At 66.2% G+C, this 16,239-nt stretch carries 13 protein-coding genes; 8 read left to right on the plus strand and 5 right to left on the minus strand.

The features are described from left to right. The first annotated feature begins 9 nt into the window (after positions 1–9). From CQ050_RS03765 to def, 3 genes are read left to right on the plus strand one after another with little or no spacing between them, the layout of a single operon-like run. Positions 10–1,152, plus strand: coding sequence for a 2-aminoethylphosphonate--pyruvate transaminase (locus tag CQ050_RS03765; RefSeq protein WP_105555456.1), 1,143 nt, complete (start codon positions 10–12; stop codon positions 1,150–1,152). An 11-nt stretch (positions 1,153–1,163) separates the two neighbouring features. Continuing rightward, positions 1,164–1,559, plus strand: coding sequence for a lactoylglutathione lyase (gloA, locus tag CQ050_RS03770; RefSeq protein ID WP_105555457.1), 396 nt, complete (start codon positions 1,164–1,166; stop codon positions 1,557–1,559). A gap of 4 nt (positions 1,560–1,563) precedes the next feature. Beyond that, on the plus strand, positions 1,564–2,097 hold the full coding sequence (def, locus tag CQ050_RS03775; protein ID WP_105555458.1) for a peptide deformylase: 534 nt from the start codon (positions 1,564–1,566) through the stop codon (positions 2,095–2,097). Here def and CQ050_RS03780 read toward each other — a convergent pair. Beyond that, positions 2,094–4,379 carry an acyl-CoA dehydrogenase gene (locus tag CQ050_RS03780; protein ID WP_105555459.1) on the minus strand — a complete coding sequence of 762 codons (2,286 nt, stop codon included), beginning with the start codon at positions 4,377–4,379 and terminating at the stop codon, positions 2,094–2,096. The two genes, def and CQ050_RS03780, sit on opposite strands and share 4 nt — an antisense overlap. 147 nt (positions 4,380–4,526) lie before the next feature. Between CQ050_RS03780 and CQ050_RS03785 the strand changes: the two genes are divergently transcribed. Continuing rightward, positions 4,527–5,756 carry a nucleoside recognition domain-containing protein gene (locus tag CQ050_RS03785; RefSeq protein WP_105555460.1) on the plus strand — a complete coding sequence of 410 codons (1,230 nt, stop codon included), beginning with the start codon at positions 4,527–4,529 and terminating at the stop codon, positions 5,754–5,756. Positions 5,757–5,793: 37 nt separating this feature from the next. Here the strand turns inward: CQ050_RS03785 and pyk are convergent, their stop codons facing one another. Further along, positions 5,794–7,236 (minus strand): pyruvate kinase, encoded by a 1,443-nt coding sequence (gene pyk / locus CQ050_RS03790; RefSeq protein WP_105555461.1) that lies wholly within the window; start codon positions 7,234–7,236, stop codon positions 5,794–5,796. Between the two features lie 105 nt (positions 7,237–7,341). On the opposite strand from pyk, the gene CQ050_RS03795 reads away from it, so the two are divergent. Continuing rightward, on the plus strand, positions 7,342–8,484 hold the full coding sequence (locus tag CQ050_RS03795) for a glycerate kinase (protein WP_105555462.1): 1,143 nt from the start codon (positions 7,342–7,344) through the stop codon (positions 8,482–8,484). A 116-nt stretch (positions 8,485–8,600) separates the two neighbouring features. Here CQ050_RS03795 and rsmA read toward each other — a convergent pair whose 3' ends face one another. Genes rsmA through CQ050_RS03810 form a run of 3 tightly spaced genes read right to left on the minus strand, consistent with a single transcriptional unit; the run spans position 8,601 to position 13,378 of the window. Continuing rightward, on the minus strand, positions 8,601–9,392 hold the full coding sequence (gene rsmA, locus CQ050_RS03800) for a 16S rRNA (adenine(1518)-N(6)/adenine(1519)-N(6))-dimethyltransferase RsmA (RefSeq protein ID WP_105555463.1): 792 nt from the start codon (positions 9,390–9,392) through the stop codon (positions 8,601–8,603). Positions 9,393–9,410: 18 nt separating this feature from the next. Further along, positions 9,411–10,991, minus strand: coding sequence for a peptidylprolyl isomerase (locus CQ050_RS03805; RefSeq protein WP_105555464.1), 1,581 nt, complete (start codon positions 10,989–10,991; stop codon positions 9,411–9,413). Further along, positions 10,988–13,378 carry an LPS-assembly protein LptD gene (locus tag CQ050_RS03810; protein ID WP_105555465.1) on the minus strand — a complete coding sequence of 797 codons (2,391 nt, stop codon included), beginning with the start codon at positions 13,376–13,378 and terminating at the stop codon, positions 10,988–10,990. Before CQ050_RS03810 ends, CQ050_RS03805 begins: the two co-directional genes overlap by 4 nt. A gap of 169 nt (positions 13,379–13,547) precedes the next feature. On the opposite strand from CQ050_RS03810, the gene CQ050_RS03815 reads away from it, so the two are divergent. The 3 genes from CQ050_RS03815 (at position 13,548) to CQ050_RS03825 (ending at position 16,119) form a co-directional block, all read left to right on the plus strand. Beyond that, on the plus strand, positions 13,548–14,588 hold the full coding sequence (locus CQ050_RS03815; RefSeq protein ID WP_105555466.1) for an aminoglycoside phosphotransferase family protein: 1,041 nt from the start codon (positions 13,548–13,550) through the stop codon (positions 14,586–14,588). Beyond that, the gene (gene murU / locus CQ050_RS03820) at positions 14,588–15,274 is read left to right on the plus strand and encodes an N-acetylmuramate alpha-1-phosphate uridylyltransferase MurU (RefSeq protein ID WP_105555467.1); all 687 of its coding nucleotides are present in this window, start codon (positions 14,588–14,590) and stop codon (positions 15,272–15,274) included. The genes CQ050_RS03815 and murU overlap by 1 nt, the downstream gene beginning before the upstream one ends. A gap of 146 nt (positions 15,275–15,420) precedes the next feature. After that, a complete protein-coding gene (locus CQ050_RS03825; protein ID WP_105555468.1) occupies positions 15,421–16,119 on the plus strand; it encodes a DUF6776 family protein in 699 nt (232 codons plus the stop codon). Positions 16,120–16,239: the final 120 nt, after the last annotated feature.

Here is a 16,239-nt window from a genome sequence, read left to right on the forward strand (position 1 = left end):
AGAGACAAGATGCTTCTGCTCATTCCCGGCCCGGTCACGACCGACGCGCGGGTGAAGGCCGCCATGGCGCAGGACTACGCGCCGTGGGACAACGATTTCCGCGAGACCTACCGTCAGGTCTGCGCGGGGGTGCTGCGCGCGGCGCAGGCGTCGTCCGACACGCATGCCGCGCTGGCGCTGCCCGGCTGCGGCCACTTCGCGGTGGAAGCCGCGATCCGTACCTTCGTGCCGCCCGGCGGACGTTTGCTGGCGCCGTCCACCGGCGCCTACGCCTCACGCCTGCAGAAGCTGGCGGGCGACGCGGGCCGGGTCGCCGTGCCCCTGCCCGTCGCCGCGACGGCGCGCGTGGACCCGGTCGCCGTCGCGGCGGCGCTGGAACGGGACCCCACGCTGACGCATCTGGCGCTGGTCTATAGCGAAACCGGCAGCGGCATCTGCCATGACGTGCCCGAGCTGGCTCGCGTTGCCCACGCGATGGGCCGCCGCGTCATCATCGACGCGGTATCCGCCTTCGGCGCGCTGCCATTGGACCTGTCCGCCCTGCCCGCGGTCGACGCCGTCGTGCTGACGGCCAACAAGTGCCTGGAAGGGCTGCCGGGCGCCGCCTTCGTGGTGGCCCGCGTGGACCGCCTGGAAGCCGCGCGCGGCAACGCGGGCAGTTGGTCGCTGGACCTGGCCGACATCCATCAGCACACGCTGGCGCCCAACGCCGGGCCCCGATTCACGCCGCCCGCGCCTACCCTGGCGGCGCTGGCCGTGGCGCTGGGCCTCTTTGAACAGGAAGGCCGAGAGGCCCGCCTGGCCCGCTACACGGCCAACATGCGCACGCTATATGATGGCGTGATCGAGCTAGGCTTGTCGCCCTACCTGCCGCGCGACCTGCAGGGCCCCATCGTCGTCAACGTCTGCGCGCCAGACGCCCCGACCTGGAACCTGCAGCTGTTCGTGGATGCCCTCAAGGCACGCGGCTACGTGCTCAGCAATTTCAGCAACACCGAACAACCCACGTTCCGGGTCGGCTGCATCGGCGCCTTTGGCGCGGACCAGATGCGGCAGGCGGTCGTCGCCATGGGCGGCGCACTGCGCGACATCGGCATTACACGGCAACACTCCGGCAACCCCGGGTTCATGCCCCAACCCCTCATCGCCTAAGGAAGACCTCCATGCGTATGCTCCACACCATGCTGCGAGTCGGCAATCTTGATCAGTCCATCGATTTCTACACCAACGTGCTCGGCATGCGCGTCCTGCGCCGCAACGACTACCCGGAAGGCAAGTTCACGCTGGCGTTCGTGGGTTATCAAGACGAGTCCGAAGGCGCGGTCATCGAACTGACCCACAACTGGGACACCGAAAAGTACGACCTGGGCAACGGCTACGGCCACATCGCGCTGGAAGTGGACAACGCCTACGAAGCCTGTGACAAGGTCAAGGAACGCGGCGGCAAAGTCACCCGCGAAGCCGGCCCGATGAAGCACGGCAAGACGGTCATCGCGTTCGTGGAAGATCCCGACGGCTACAAGATCGAGTTCATCCAGAAGAAAGACCGACAAGACTGAAACCATGATTCATCCCATTCTGAAAATGGGCGACCCGCGCCTGTTGCGCGTGGCGGCGCCTGTTGATCGCTTCGACACGCCGGAGCTGCACGCCCTGATCGACGACATGTTCGAAACCATGGCGGCTGCACAAGGCGTGGGTTTGGCCGCGCCGCAGATCGGCGTGGACTTGCAACTGGTGATCTTCGGCTTCGACCGCAACGAGCGCTACCCCGACGCGCCGCCCGTGCCGCAAACCATCCTGTGCAATCCCGTCATCACGCCGCTATCCGACGAGATGGAAGACGGCTGGGAAGGCTGCCTGTCGGTGCCGGGCCTGCGCGGCCAGGTGCCGCGCTACCGCCACATCCGCTACAGCGGGCGCGACCCCTATGGCCAGTTGATCGAGCGAGAAGCCGAAGGCTTCCACGCCCGCGTGGTACAGCACGAGTGCGACCACCTGATTGGCCGCCTCTATCCGTCGCGCATCCAGGATTTCTCGAAGTTCGGCTTCACTGAAATCCTGTTTCCGGGCATGGACCCGAACGCCGACGACTAGGCGATTGGGTTCGCATTTGGGTCTGGAGCCTGCGGCGACAACTCCGCTGGCGCGAAATCATCCACCTGCAAGACCTTCGACACCATGGCCTCCGCCGCTTCCAGCTGCGCGGCCTGCGAGTCGGTGATCGCGCCGCGCTGATGCGCTTCGCGCCAGTCGCGCACACCCGATTGGCGCAGACGGTCGCGGATCGGTTGCACGGCGTCCACCAACGCGAAGGCGCGGGCCAGATCAGCCAATGGGTCCTGGCCTGCGCGGCCCGCCCCCAACAGCACGCCGGCGGACGGGGCACTGGCCGGCTCGCGATGCAGGTCGGCCGCCAATCGCACATGCGTGGGCGACGGCTTCAGCAGCAGTTCGGCGCACTCGCGCGTCAAGGCGTCATTCGGCCCCCTGGCCAGGCGGAGCGGCAGGATGGCCGCGCGCAATCCCCAGGCCAGCACCCGTCCCGGCAAATTGCGCAACACCTGGTCCAGGCTCTTTTCAATCGTGGCATAGCCCTGCTCCATGCACCAATGCACCAGCGGCAGGTCATCGTGCTTGCGCCCTTCATCCTCCCAGCGCTTGAGTACCGCCGACAGCAGGTAAAGCTCGGACAGAATGTCGCCCAGCCGCGCCGAGATCATTTCACGCCGCTTCAACCCACCGCCCAATTGCGCCAACGTGGCGTCCGCCAGCAACGCGAAGCCGGATGCATAGCGCCCCAGCCGCCGGTAATGGCCGGCCGTCGGGCCCGACACCGGAGAAGGCGCCAGCACGGCCCCCGTCCAGGCGCGGCCGATGGCGCGCAGCGTGTTCTTTCCGGCATGGCGCAAATGCCGCCAGAACACGTCGTGGAAAACCTCGATGCCGCGCTCTTCGTCCGGATTGGCCAGCGCCAGCATTTCCGGCATCAGGTACGGATGGGCCCGGATAGCGCCCTGGCCGAAGATGATGAGGTTGCGCGTCAGGATGTTGGCGCCTTCGACCGTGATGGCGATCGGCACCGCGCGGTATAAGCCGCCCAGATAGTTGCCGGGGCCGTCCATCACGGCGCGCCCGGCATGCACGTCCATCGCGGCGTTCACCGAGCTGCGCATCCGCTCGGTCGCGTGGTATTTCATGATGCCCGACACGACGGCCGGCTTCACGTCCTGGTTCAGCGCGGCGCAGGTCAGCCGCCGGGCCGCTTCCACCATGTAGGCATTGCCGGCCAGGCTGGCCAACTGTTCCTGCACCCCTTCGAACTTGCCGACCGGGATGCCGAACTGCTCGCGCACCCGCGCGTACATGCCCGTGGTGTGCGCGCACATCACGGCGGCGGCGGCTGACAGCGACGGCAGCGAAATGCCGCGCCCCGCGGCCAGCGCGCTCATCAGCATCTTCCAGCCCTGGCCCGCGCGGGCCTCGCCGCCGATCAGGGCGTCCAACGGCACGAACACGTCGCGGCCGGTGTTGGGACCGTTCTGGAACACCTGCATCGCAGGCAGATGGCGCCGGCCGATCTCCACGCCCGGCGCTTCGGTGGGCACCAGCGCCACCGAAATGCCGATGTCCGTGGGGCCGCCCAGGATGCCGTCGGGGTCGGACATTTTGAACGCCAGGCCCAGCACCGTCGCGACCGGCCCCAGCGTGATGTAACGCTTATGCCAGTTCAGCCGGATACCGATGAGTTCGCGGCCCTCCACGACCTGGCGGCAGACAATGCCCGTATCCACCATGGAGGCGGCATCCGAGCCGGCCTCGGGGCTCGTCAAGCCGAAGCACGGCACCTCTCGGCCATCGGCCAGGCGCGGCAGCCAGTAGTCGCGCTGCGCGGGCGTGCCGAACTGCATCAGCAATTCGCCCGGCCCCAGCGAATTCGGCACCATGACCGTCACGCCGGCCGTAATGGAATACGCCGAAATCCGCCTGACGACTTCGGAATGCGCATAAGGGGAAAAGCCCAGGCCGCCGTAACGGCGCGGGATGATCATGCCGAAGAAGCGTTGCGCCTTCAGGAAGGCCCAGACCTGCGGCGGCAGGTCGCGCCGGTTCCAGGTGATGTCCCACTCGTCCAGCATGGCGCACAGCTGCGCCACGGGGCCGTCGATGAACGCCTGCTCTTCGCGGGTCAGCGTGGCGGCGGGCACGTCCAGCAGCTTGCGCCAATCGGGATTTCCCGTGAACAGGTCGGCATCCCACCAGGTGTCTCCGGCCTCGATGGCCTCGCGCTCGGTGGCCGACATGGCCGGCAACGCGTTGCGCGCCCAGCGATACGCGGGTTCCGAGATGCGGCGCCGGCGCCAGGCATTGAAATCCATGCGTGTCCCCCACTGTAATGGCCCTAGGGCGTATCAGGCCAAAGTACCAGAATTGGCGGGGCGCGGCCAAGCCTGGGCGTGCTGACTCTGCGACAATGGGCGTCGCCGCGCTGGTGCGCAATCAACCGCTATCCGGGCACTTTCCGCATGCTGAACAAACTCTGGCTGGGCTTTTTCCTGACTGCCGCCGCAGCCGCCCTGTACCGCTGGCTGGCCGTCGGCGACCCCGACGTCTTCCGGCTAATGGTGGCCAGCCTGTTCGACATGGCGCGCGTATCCGTGGAAGTCATGGTGCTGCTGTTTGGCACGCTGACGCTGTGGCTGGGGTTCCTGCGCATCGCGGAAGGCGCCGGCCTGGTGGAAAAACTGGCCCGCCTGCTGGGGCCGCTGTTCGCGCGCCTGATGCCTGGCGTGCCGCGCAACCATCCCGCCATCGGCCTGATCACGCTGAACTTTGCCGCCAACGGCCTGGGACTGGACAACGCGGCCACGCCGATCGGCCTGCGCGCCATGCGCGAGCTGCAGTCGCTGAACCCCACGCCTGAAACCGCCAGCAACGCCCAGATTCTCTTCCTGGTGCTGAACGCATCGTCGCTGACGTTGCTGCCCGTCACGCTATTCATGTTCCGCGCGCAACAGGGCGCGGCCGACCCCACACTGGTGTTCCTGCCGATCCTGCTGGCCACCAGCGCCTCCACTTTGGCGGGTTTCCTGGCGGTGGCGGCCTGCCAGCGGCTGCGCCTGACGGATCCCGTCGTGATGTTATGGCTGGGCGGCGCGGCGCTGATCATGGGCGGCTTCATGGCGCTGCTGGCCAGCATGTCGGCCGCTGCCATCGCGTCGCTGTCGTCGCTGCTGGGCAACCTGGCGCTGTTCGGCATCCTCCTGGCATTCCTGGTCGTGGGCGCCTGGAAAAAGGTCCCCGTCTACGAGGCCTTCATCGAAGGAGCCAAGGAAGGCTTCGACATCGCCAAGAGCCTGCTGCCCTATCTGGTGGCGATGCTGTGCGCCGTAGGCGTGCTGCGGGCGTCGGGCGCGTTGGATTTCCTGCTTGACGGCATCCGGTGGCTGGCGCAGTACGCCGGCTGGGACACGCGTTTCGTCGACGCCTTGCCTACGGCGCTGGTCAAGCCATTTTCGGGCAGCGCGGCACGCGCCATGATGCTGGAAACCATGGCACATCATGGCGTGGACAGCTTCCCCGCGCTGCTGGCCGCGATCATGCAAGGCAGCACGGAAACCACCTTCTACGTGCTGGCGGTGTATTTCGGGTCGGTGGGGATTTTGCGCGCCCGCCACGCGGTGGGCTGCGCGCTGATCGCCGACCTGGCCGGCGTGCTGGCCGCGATCGGCGTGTGCTACTGGTTCTTCGGTTAAGCGCCACGGCGGGGCTTGCGCCCCGCCCTTGCCAGCCCTAGTCCACCAGCAGGATCTTCATGCCGTTGGTGCCGCCGCTGTCGCGATAGAAATCGCCCTTGGTCAAGATCACCCAATCGCCCGACTGCACCAGGTTGCGCTTGCGCAATTCGTCGATGGCGGCGTTGCTCAGATCCGCCGGTTCGTAGTCAGACGGTGCGAAGGGCACCGTATAAACGCCACGGAACATCGCCACGCGGTTCTGCGTCAGGCTGTGCGGGCTGTAGCAGTAGATCGGCACGCCCGAACGGATGCGCGACATGATCAACGGCGTGTGCCCGCTTTCCGTCAGCGCGATGACTGCCTTGACGCCGGGAAAGTGGTTGGCCGAATACATGGCGGCCAGCGCGATGGTCTCGTCGCAACGCGTGAAGGTTTCGCCCACGCGGTGATGCGACTTGGTCGTGGTCGGGTGCTTTTCCGCCCCCAGGCACACGCGCGCCATCGCCTGCACCGCTTCCACGGGATACTGGCCCGACGCGCTCTCGGCCGACAGCATGACGGCGTCGGTGTAGTCCAGCACCGCATTGGCCACGTCCGACACTTCCGCGCGCGTGGGCATGGGGCTGGAGATCATCGACTCCATCATCTGCGTTGCCGTGATCACGACCTTGTTCAGCGTGCGCGCGTGCTGGATGATGCGCTTCTGTATGCCCACCAGTTCAGCATCGCCCACTTCCACGCCCAGGTCGCCGCGCGCCACCATCACGCCGTCGCTGGCTCGGATCAGCGCGTCCAGCGCCTCGTCGTCGGCCACCGCTTCGGCGCGTTCGATTTTCGCGATGATCCATGCCTGGCTGCCGGCCGCGGCCAGCAGGGTGCGGGCCTCGTCGATATCGCTTCCGTAGCGCGGGAACGACACGGCCACATAATCAAGTTCCATTTCGGCGGCCAGCTTGATGTCGACGCGATCCTTGTCGGTCAGGCTCGGCGCGGACAGGCCACCACCGCGGCGGTTGATGCCCTTGTTGTTCGACAGCGGCCCACCCACCGTCACGGTCGTGTGGACCTCGTCGCCTTCGACGCGGTCCACCACCAGCACCACGCGGCCATCATCCAGCAGGAGTTCGTCGCCCACGCGGCAGTCGGTCACCAGCTCGGGGTAATCGATGCCCACGATGCTGGCGTTGCCGGCTTCCTTGGGATGCACGCGCGACAGCGTGAATGGCTGGCCAACCTGCAATTGCACCAGCTTGTCCGTGAAGCGCGCGATGCGGATCTTGGGCCCTTGCAGATCGCCCATGATGGCGACGAAGCGGCCTTGCCTGGCGGCGATTTCGCGCACCAGGCGAGCACGCTCGCGATGGTCGTCCGCGTTGCCGTGCGAGAAGTTCAACCGGGCCACGTCCAGGCCTGCGCGGATCAGCGCATCAATGCGTTCGGGCGACGAAGTCGAAGGGCCCAACGTGGCGACAATTTTTGTGCGGCGCAATACAGGCATGACGGTCCACTCTCGCAAAAACAACGAAAGCGCTATGGTACGCCGCCTGCGTCCGCACGGGTATCATGGTCGTCACCCTGACCTTCAACGAGCCCAGACAAACCCGTGAAAATCGTCATCGCTCCCGACTCTTTCAAAGAAAGCGTTTCCGCGCCGGACGCGGCGGCGGCCATCGCGCGCGGCGTCAAAGCCGCCTGCCCCGGCGCCCACACGATATGCGTGCCGATGGCGGACGGCGGCGAAGGCACGGTGGAAGCCGTGCTGGCCGCCACCGGCGGCAAGGAACAGCAACTGACCGTCAACGATGCGCTGGGCTACAAGGTCGATGCCGTCTGGGGCTTGCTGGAAGACGGCACCGCCGTCATCGAAATGGCCGCAGCGGCGGGCCTGGAATTGATCTCCCCGTCCCGGCGCGACCCGATGCGCGCCAGCAGCCACGGCGTGGGCGAACTGATGCTGGCCGCCATCAACGCGGGGGCCACGCGCATCATCCTCGGGTTGGGCGGCTCGGCCACCAACGACGCTGGCGCCGGCATGTTGACGGCGCTGGGCGTGCGCCTGCTGGACGCGGAAGGCCATAGCCTGCCGCCCGGCGGCGGCGCGTTGGGCAAGCTGGCCAGCCTTGACACGCGCGGGCTGGACCCGCGGCTGGCCGGCATCCGCATCGACATCGCCTCGGACGTCGACAACCCGCTGTGCGGCCCGCACGGCGCCTCGCATGTTTTCGGACCGCAGAAAGGCGCCACGCCGGAACAAGTGCTGGCGCTGGACCAGATGCTGACGAATTTCGCCGACGTCTGCGCGCGGCACTTGGGCGTCGACCACCGCGACAAGCCCGGCGCGGGCGCCGCCGGCGGCCTGGGCTTCGCGGCTCATGCATTCCTGCAAGCACACTTCCGGCCCGGCGTCGAAATCGTGGCCGAACTGGGCGGGTTGGCCAAGGCCATTGAAGGCGCCACGCTGGTGTTCACCGGCGAAGGCCGCATGGACGCGCAAACACTGCGCGGCAAGACGCCCGCAGGCGTGGCCCGGATCGCGCAGCAGGCCGGCGTGCCGGTCGTCGCGTTGGCGGGATCGCTGGGCGATGGCTACGAAGCGCTGCACGCCTGCGGCATCAGCGCGGCGTTCAGCCTGGCCCCCGGCCCGATCACGCTGCAACAGGCGCTGACGGATGCCGAAAAGCTGCTTGCCGACCGCGCTCGCGACGTGATGCAGCTATGGATGGCGGCGCAGAAGCGCATGCTTTGATCCGCAGTCGTTGCCGTTGAACGGAAACTGCGCAACACGCACCGACCCGCCAACGGCCCCAGGCTGCATCAACGAAAAAAGCCCGCGTCAGCGGGCTTTCTGTTGGGCACGGTGTTTCAGGTGGATTGCAGAATGCCCGCTTCCACCAACGCATCCGACAAGCGGATGTAGCGGTCCACCGAAATGTCCTCGGCGCGCGCCGTCGGGGCGATGTCCAGGGCTTCCCAAGGCACCTGCGCCGCCCAGTCGGCCAACACGCGACGCAGCATCTTGCGGCGCTGCGAGAACGCGCGTGCCACCACGGTTTCGAACGCCCGCGTGCTGACCGGACGCAGGCGGTCGGCCGGCAGCGGCACCATGCGCACGATGGCCGACACCACTTTGGGCGGCGGATCGAAAGCCTCGGGCGGCACGTCGAACAGCTTGTGCATGCGGTAGCGCGATTGCAACATCACGGAGAGGCGGCTGAAATCGCCCGACCCCGGTTGCGCCACCATGCGGTCGATCACTTCGCGCTGCAGCATGAAATGCTGGTCGCGGATGTGGTCGGCCCACGCCATCAGGTGAAACAGCAGCGGGCTGGAGATGTTGTAGGGCAGGTTGCCCACGACACGCAGCGCGCTGCCGAACTGCGAAAAATCCACCGTCAACGCGTCGGCTTCGACAACGGTCAGGCGGCTGGCCTCGAACTGCTTGCGCAGCCGGGCGGCCAGATCCCGGTCGATCTCGACGGCGGTCAGGTGATCCAGCCGCTCAAGCAGCGGCCGGGTAAGCGCAGACAAACCCGGGCCGATCTCGACCACGGCATCATCACGGGCGGGAGCAACCGCCCGGACGATGGACTCGACGACGCTTTCGTCGGTCAGGAAGTTCTGGCCAAAGCGCTTGCGCGCCTGGTGTTGAGACATGAAAAGCCCGTAATGCGTTTAGCGGTTGTTCTGCTGGATCTTCTGCTGCTTTTCAAGACGGTTATCGACGTACGCTTGTGCGCGCAACTGGTCGAGCCAATCTTCGAAAGCAGGCTGGGCACGGCGTTCGAACAGAGTCTGGCGCGCCTTCATGCGGGCCAATTCGTCGGTAACGTCATGCTGGCGGCGCTCTTCAACCTCGATCAAGTGCCAACCGAAAGGCGACTGGATCGGAGGGCTGATTTCGCCCGGCTTCAAGGCATTCATGGCAGCTTCGAACGGCGGCACGGTTTCACCCGGGTTCAACCATCCCAGCTCGCCGCCTTGCGGCGCGGTCGAGTCCTGCGAATACTGCCGCGCCATGTCTTCGAACTTCGCATCGCCGGCCACCAGGCGCTGACGCACCTGTTCCAGGCGTTGGCGCGCGGTCTCGTCGCTCATGACGGTGGACGTCTTGATCAGGATGTGGCGCGCCCGGGTCTGCATGACTTCCGTGGGGCCTTGCGGCGCGGCCGGCGCTTGCGGACGAGCGGCGGGCTGCTGAGGCTGGGGCGCCTGCGCGGGCGCCGGGGCGCGGGCGGTGCGGCCAGGGGCCGGTTGCGCGGTGCCCCGGTCCATCACCTTGATGATGTGGAAGCCGTTGCCGCTCTGGATCAGGTTCGTGACTTCGCCCTTCTGCAGATTGCTGATGGCCTTGACGAACAGATCAGGCCAGCCATCCAGCGGACGCACGCCCATGACACCGCCTTGCAAGGCTTCGGGGCCGTCCGAGGACGCCGCGGCCAGGCTGGCGAAATCGTCGCCGCGCTTGGCGCGCGCCAGGATGCCTTCTGCCTTCTTGCGCAAGATGGCCAGCTGTTCGGAGGACGAGCCCTCCGGCACCCGCACCAGGATCTGCGCCAACGCGTAGAGCATGGGGCCAGCGGGCACGGCGGCCTGCTCGGGCTGGGGTTCCGGCTGCGCCTGGGGCGCCGCTTGCGGCGCCGCGCCGAACGCCGGATTACGGCGTTGGTCCTTCAGGAAGGCATCCACTTCGGTATCGGAAATGACGATGGTGGAGTCCACCGCGCGCTGGCGCAGGCGGTCCGTGCGGATCTCGTCACGCAGCGATTTGCGGTAGGCGTCCCACGTCGTGCCCGATTTTTCGATTTCGGCCCGCAACTGCGCCACGCTGATCTTGTTGCGCCCGGCGATCGTCTGGATCGCCTGATCGACCTGGGCATCATCCACCCGGATACCCAGGCGGTCGGCCTCGTGGCGTTGCACGCGCTCCATGATCAGGCGCTGCAGCACCTGATGCTGCAAGGTCTGGTCGTCGGGCACCTGGATGCCGCGCGACTTCAGTTCGCCGGAAATGCGAAGCGACGCATCGCGCAGTTCGCGCAACGTGATCACGTCCTTGTCGACCACGGCGGCGATGCCGTCGACGAACTGCTCGCCCTTCGCTGCGGGAGCCGCGGCCTGCGGCGCGGCCTTGGCGCCATTGTTCGTGGTCCGGCCGGTCTGCTCGGCCGCATGCGCGGCGGGCAAGCCGGTGCAAAGAGCCAGCAGCAGCGCGCTGCCCGACAGGCGACGCAAAGAGTGCAACCTACGCATCATTCATACCTTTCAAATGTGGTCCCAGCCGGCACGGGCGGTGTAACGCTGGAGTAGCCGGGGATACTTCTGTTCAGCAGGTTCATCGGATCGGTCCCCAGGGAACCCAGGCCGGTCAGCTCAAGCTGGAAGAACACTGCGGAGTTGGCGTCCGTAGCCGATACGGCATAGCGCTGGTAGACCACGCGGCCCACCCAGCAGCAATCGCCTTTGTACTCCAGGCCGGCAATGGCCTGCGTCACGCGCGGGGACTCCATCGTGTTGGACACGGTGCTGGAGGGCCCGGAGCGCAACGAATAATCCACCCGGCCAACGCCGTACCAGCGCTTGGTGAAGGGCCATTGCAACGCCAGGCTGACCTGGTTCTGGCCCTGCGGCTGGTACGAAACGCCGGTGGGAGGATCGCGTTGATAACGATACGACAGCGCCACCGTCGTCAGGCGTTGCGGCGACCAGCGCGCGCTGATCAGTCCGCGCGACCACTTGTTGTCGTAGGGGTTGTACTGGGCCGCCACGTCGGTGCTCAGCGTGTCGGTCAGCGCGGCGCTGGCGCCCACCAGGAAATCGGAGCGCACGTTTTCACGCGGAGTTTCGCCCGGCAAGGTGACTTTCTGGTCCGCGAAATACAGGCGCTGCGCCACGGCCAGCGACATGCGCTCGAAACCGGTGTTGGCGTCCAGCCAGCGCGTCGTCAATGCCGCGGTCAGCTGGTTGGCGTTGGAAATACGGTCCCAGCCGCCGGTGTAGATGTTTTCTTCAAAGGCCTGCGAGAAGCTGAAATCCGCCAACGACGTGTCGTAGACGGGCATTTTGGACTGGTCGCGGTACGGCACGCGCAGGTAGTACAGGCGCGGTTCCAGGGTCTGGGTGGACGCCTTGCCGAACAGCGAGGTATCGCGTTCGAAGATCAGGCCCGCATCCAGCGACATGATCGGCACCGTGCGCGATTGCGAACGCGGCAACCCATCCGCCGTCCCGCCGTTCAGGCCCAGCGCATCGACGCCATACCACTTGGTCTGATACTGCGTGTAATTGACGCCGGCTTTCGGAATGATGAACCAACCCGGACGCACGATCGGATAGGACACCGTCGGGTAGGTCTGCAGGCGGTCGCCTTCCGGATAGCGTACGGTCGAACCGAAATCCGGCCGGCGGAAACGCACCGCGGTAGAGGTCCAGTCCACATCGAAGCCGCCCCAGTCATAGCGCGCGCCGCGCAGGTATAGCTCGGGTTCTTTATCGTACGGGGGCAGCAGGGGCGCGTCCGGATCCTGCAGGGTCTGGTACTTGTAGACCTGCGCGTAGGCGCTCCAGTAGTTGGAAGCCCAGCCCACACGGCCGCGCTGCGGCAGATAGGTGGTGGACGCCTGGTTCAGGCCCAGTTGGGAAATATCGCGGAAGTAGTTGTCGTCCGAGACTTTCGCGATATCCCAGTCTGCGTAGAAGCCGTGCGAGAACGTCTGCTGGTGACGCCACCAGTACATCCAGCGGTCTTCGCTGGTGACGTTGTCGTTGGGCAGATAGGCGCCATCGATGGTGCCCAGGTGGCTCGCCCCCAGGTAACGGAATTCGCCGCCCAGTTGCATGCCGCGCTTGGAGAAATAGCGCGGCTGGATCGTCGCGTCGTAGTTCGGCGCCAGGTTCAGGTAGTACGGCAGCGAAAAATCGAAGCCGCCCTGGCTCGTCGTGCCATACGTCGGCACCAGGAAGCCGGACTTGCGCTCCTTCTTGACCGGGAAGGTCATGTAGGGCGAAGCCAGGATCGGCACGTCCTTGAAATACAGCACGCCATTGCGCGCCACGCCTTCGTTTTCGTCGAAGTCGATGTCGACCGTATTGGCCTTGATGTACCAGGACGGCGTCTCGCACGCGCAGCCGCTATACGTGACGGTGTGCAGCCGCATCTGCGACTTGCTGAAGATGTCCGCGTGCTCGGCCACGGCGAACCCGCCCGTGGCCCCCATCCAGAAATTCGGCTTTTCGATTTCGCCGGAATATTTGTCGACGTTGAACTTGGCGTTGGGGCCGGTCACCAGCGTGCCGTCGCGCATCATGCGCGCGCTGCCCTGCACGTCGACTTCGCCGGTGTCCTTGCGGTAGTTGATCCGGTCGCCCTTGATGATGCCGTCGATACGGCGCACTTGCGCGCTGCCGGTCAGGGTGAGGTCGGACTCGGGATCCCCCTCGATGCTGTCCGCTTCCATATACGCGGGGATGCTGTCGTCGGGCAGGCGGTGCATCCGCAAACCGGGGGACGTACGCAGCACCGGGGCCGCGGGCGACACGCTAGCGGATGATGCGGCGGAAGCCGGATCCTGGCTGCCCTGGGCCTGGACGGCCCCGGCGGCGACGCTGACAGCAGAGAGGATCAACCACCGAACCTTGCGCACGAGTGAAAACTGCCCTTTTGTGACGATGGGAAAACCTGGCATCGGCACCGCGGAAGGGCCAATGCGAACGGAAACGAGCCGGTATTATAGAGAAGCCGCGCCATACGCCCAGCCTTATGTGCGCCGGACGCAAATTTCAGCAATATTGCCTTTCTGACACGGATCTTCCTTGAAAAACGATCACGACCCCCGCCTGGCGCAGATCCGCAACTGGCTGGATAGCCTGCCCGCCGACCTGGATCTGGCCGTCGACACGCTGCGCCCCGCCTCCGCCGACGCCAGTTTCCGCCGCTATTTCAGGCTGGACGCCGGCGAGCGCACCCTGGTTGTCATGGACGCGCCCCCTGCCCATGAAGACTGCCGCCCCTTCCTGCATGTGGGGCAACTGCTGGCCGACGCCGGCCTGAACGTGCCCAAGGTGCTGGCGCAGGACCTGGACCTGGGCCTGCTGCTGCTGTCCGACCTGGGAGAACAGACCTACTACCAGCGCATCCAGGCCGGGATGCCCGACAGCGAACTCCAGACGCTGTATCGCGAGGCGCTGGCCGCGCTGGTCCAACTGCAAAAGGCCTCCACCGCCGGGCTGGCCACGTACGACAGCACCCGGCTGGCCGACGAACTGAAGCTGTTCCCCGAGTGGTACGTGCAAAAGCACCACGGCGAGGCACTGGACGACAAGACGGCCAACGCTCTCGATAAGATCTTCGCGCTGCTGTCGGCCAGCAATGGCGGGCAGGCGCAAGTCCTGGTGCACCGCGATTTCCATTCGCCCAATCTCATGGTCTGCCGCCAGCCGCAGTACGGCCCGAACCCCGGCATCATCGACTTTCAAGACGCGCTGGCCGGCCCCATCACCTACGACCTGGCGTCGCTGGTGACCGATGCCCGCACCACCTGGGAAGAACCGCAGCAATTGGACTGGGCCATCCGCTACTGGGAAATGGCACGCGCGGCCGGGCTGCCGGTCGCGTCCGATTTCGCCGAGTTCCACCGCGCCTACGAGTGGATGGGCCTGCAGCGCAACCTGCGCATTCTGGGCGTGTTCGCGCGCCTGAACCACCGTGACGGCAAGGCGCACTACCTGGCCCACATGCCGCGCATGAACGGCTACGTGCGCCAGGTGGCGCAACGCTACGGGGTCTTCACCCCTCTGCTGCGTCTGCTGGACAAGCTGGACGACCGCCAGGTCCGCGTCGGATACACCTTCTGATGCAGGCCATGATTCTTGCCGCGGGGCGCGGCGAACGCATGCGCCCCTTGACCGACCGGTGCCCCAAGCCCCTGCTTGTGGTCGGCGGCAAACCGTTGATCGTCTGGCACCTGGAGCGCCTGGCCGCGGCCGGCATCCGCGACATCGTCATCAACCACGCCTGGCTGGGCCACGAAATCGAACGCGCGCTGGGCGACGGCGCGGCTTTCGGCGTGCGGATCCGCTATTCGGCGGAAGGCACCGCGCTGGAAACAGCCGGGGGCATCGCCCACGCGCTGCCGCTGCTGGCAGACGCCCCCTTCCTGGTGATGAACGGGGACGTCTGGTGCGATTGGGACCCCGCGGCCGCGGCCGGCCTGGCTGCCGGTCTGCCCGACGGAGGAGCGTGGCTGCTGATGGTCGACAACCCGGTTCAGCATCCCCATGGCGATTTCCGGCTCGCCCCCGACGGCAGCCTGCACGCGCAGGGGGAGCCTCGTTTGACCTATGCGGGCATCGCCGTCTACCATCCCTCGTTGTTTGCGGATGTCCCGCGCGGCGCGGCGATGCCCATGCTGCCCCTTTTTCGGCAGGCGATGGCCAAAGGCCTGGCTCGCGGCGCCCACCATACTGGCCGATGGACCGACGTCGGCACCCCGGAACGGCTTGCCGACCTGGACGCCGAGCTCCACGCGGCGGCGCGTTGATGCTCACATATTTCACAATATCAAGGTGCGCAACCAGGATTTTCCGCGCACCCAACGCCCCCGGGTAACGGGGTATTCTCTGACGCTTTGGCTCGCGCGAGCTTCGCGCGAACGAGCAACACACAGGAAGTTTTCTAGGAATGGGGATGTTTGGAAGATCGCAACGGGCCGTATTCAAGCCCTCCGTATACCAACCCGGTCAACGCACGCGGCGCCTGCCGCGCTGGCTCGTCCTGCTTCTTGTGGGGATTGCCCTGGGTGCGGGCGGCGTGCTCTTCCTGCAAACCAACTACGGTCCGCAACGCCTGACCGTAGAGCAGTCCGAGTCGCTGCATAGCGAGCTCAGCGCTTCCAACCTGGAACGCCAGCGCCTGCAGACCCAGCTGGACGAAGCCACCCAGCAGCGCGACGCCAACAAGTCCGGCCACGAAAAGCTGACCGCCGACCTGGCCGAAGCGCGCAGCAAGATCGAGACGATGAACAAGGAACTGGTCTTGTTCCAGGACGCCATGCCGCCCGATCCGCGCGGCGGCAACCTGGGCATCCGCTCGGCCACGTTCAAGCGCGCCCCCGGCCAGCTGGACTACCAGGTGCTGGTCATGCGCGAAGAACGCACCGGCGCGCCCTTCAAGGGCACGCTCACGTTCTCCATCGACGGCAGCTACTCCAACGGCCGCGCGGCCACCGTCACGCCGGAAGGTCCGGCACTGACCGTCGATCGCTACGACTACGCGTTGGGCCAGTTGAAGCTGCCAGACGGCTTCACCCCCAAGGTGGTGGTGCTGCGCGTGATGGACGGCGGCCAGAAGCAACAGGCGATGCGCATCTATTACGTCCGCAACTGACGCTTCGGCATCGCTGCGAAACCCCGCCCTGATCAGGCGGGTTTTTTTTGCCTGGCGAAATTGGTTGCGTGCGCAACCTTTCAATAATATAGTTGCGCACACAACTACATTTCGGAGACA

Source organism: Achromobacter sp. MYb9, from assembly GCF_002975275.1.
Classification (GTDB): domain Bacteria; phylum Pseudomonadota; class Gammaproteobacteria; order Burkholderiales; family Burkholderiaceae_B; genus Achromobacter.

Bases quoted from the DNA above. Each gene is read 5' to 3' on its own strand.
- CQ050_RS03765 (WP_105555456.1), top strand. From the start codon at position 10: ATGCTTCTGCTCATTCCCGGCCCGGTCACGACCGACGCGCGGGTGAAG.
- gloA (WP_105555457.1), top strand. From the start codon at position 1,164: ATGCGTATGCTCCACACCATGCTGCGAGTCGGCAATCTTGATCAGTCC.
- def (WP_105555458.1), top strand. From the start codon at position 1,564: ATGATTCATCCCATTCTGAAAATGGGCGACCCGCGCCTGTTGCGCGTG.
- CQ050_RS03780 (WP_105555459.1), bottom strand. From the start codon at position 4,379: ATGGATTTCAATGCCTGGCGCCGGCGCCGCATCTCGGAACCCGCGTAT.
- CQ050_RS03785 (WP_105555460.1), top strand. From the start codon at position 4,527: ATGCTGAACAAACTCTGGCTGGGCTTTTTCCTGACTGCCGCCGCAGCC.
- pyk (WP_105555461.1), bottom strand. From the start codon at position 7,236: ATGCCTGTATTGCGCCGCACAAAAATTGTCGCCACGTTGGGCCCTTCG.
- rsmA (WP_105555463.1), bottom strand. From the start codon at position 9,392: ATGTCTCAACACCAGGCGCGCAAGCGCTTTGGCCAGAACTTCCTGACC.
- CQ050_RS03805 (WP_105555464.1), bottom strand. From the start codon at position 10,991: ATGATGCGTAGGTTGCACTCTTTGCGTCGCCTGTCGGGCAGCGCGCTG.
- murU (WP_105555467.1), top strand. From the start codon at position 14,588: ATGCAGGCCATGATTCTTGCCGCGGGGCGCGGCGAACGCATGCGCCCC.
- CQ050_RS03825 (WP_105555468.1), top strand. From the start codon at position 15,421: ATGTTTGGAAGATCGCAACGGGCCGTATTCAAGCCCTCCGTATACCAA.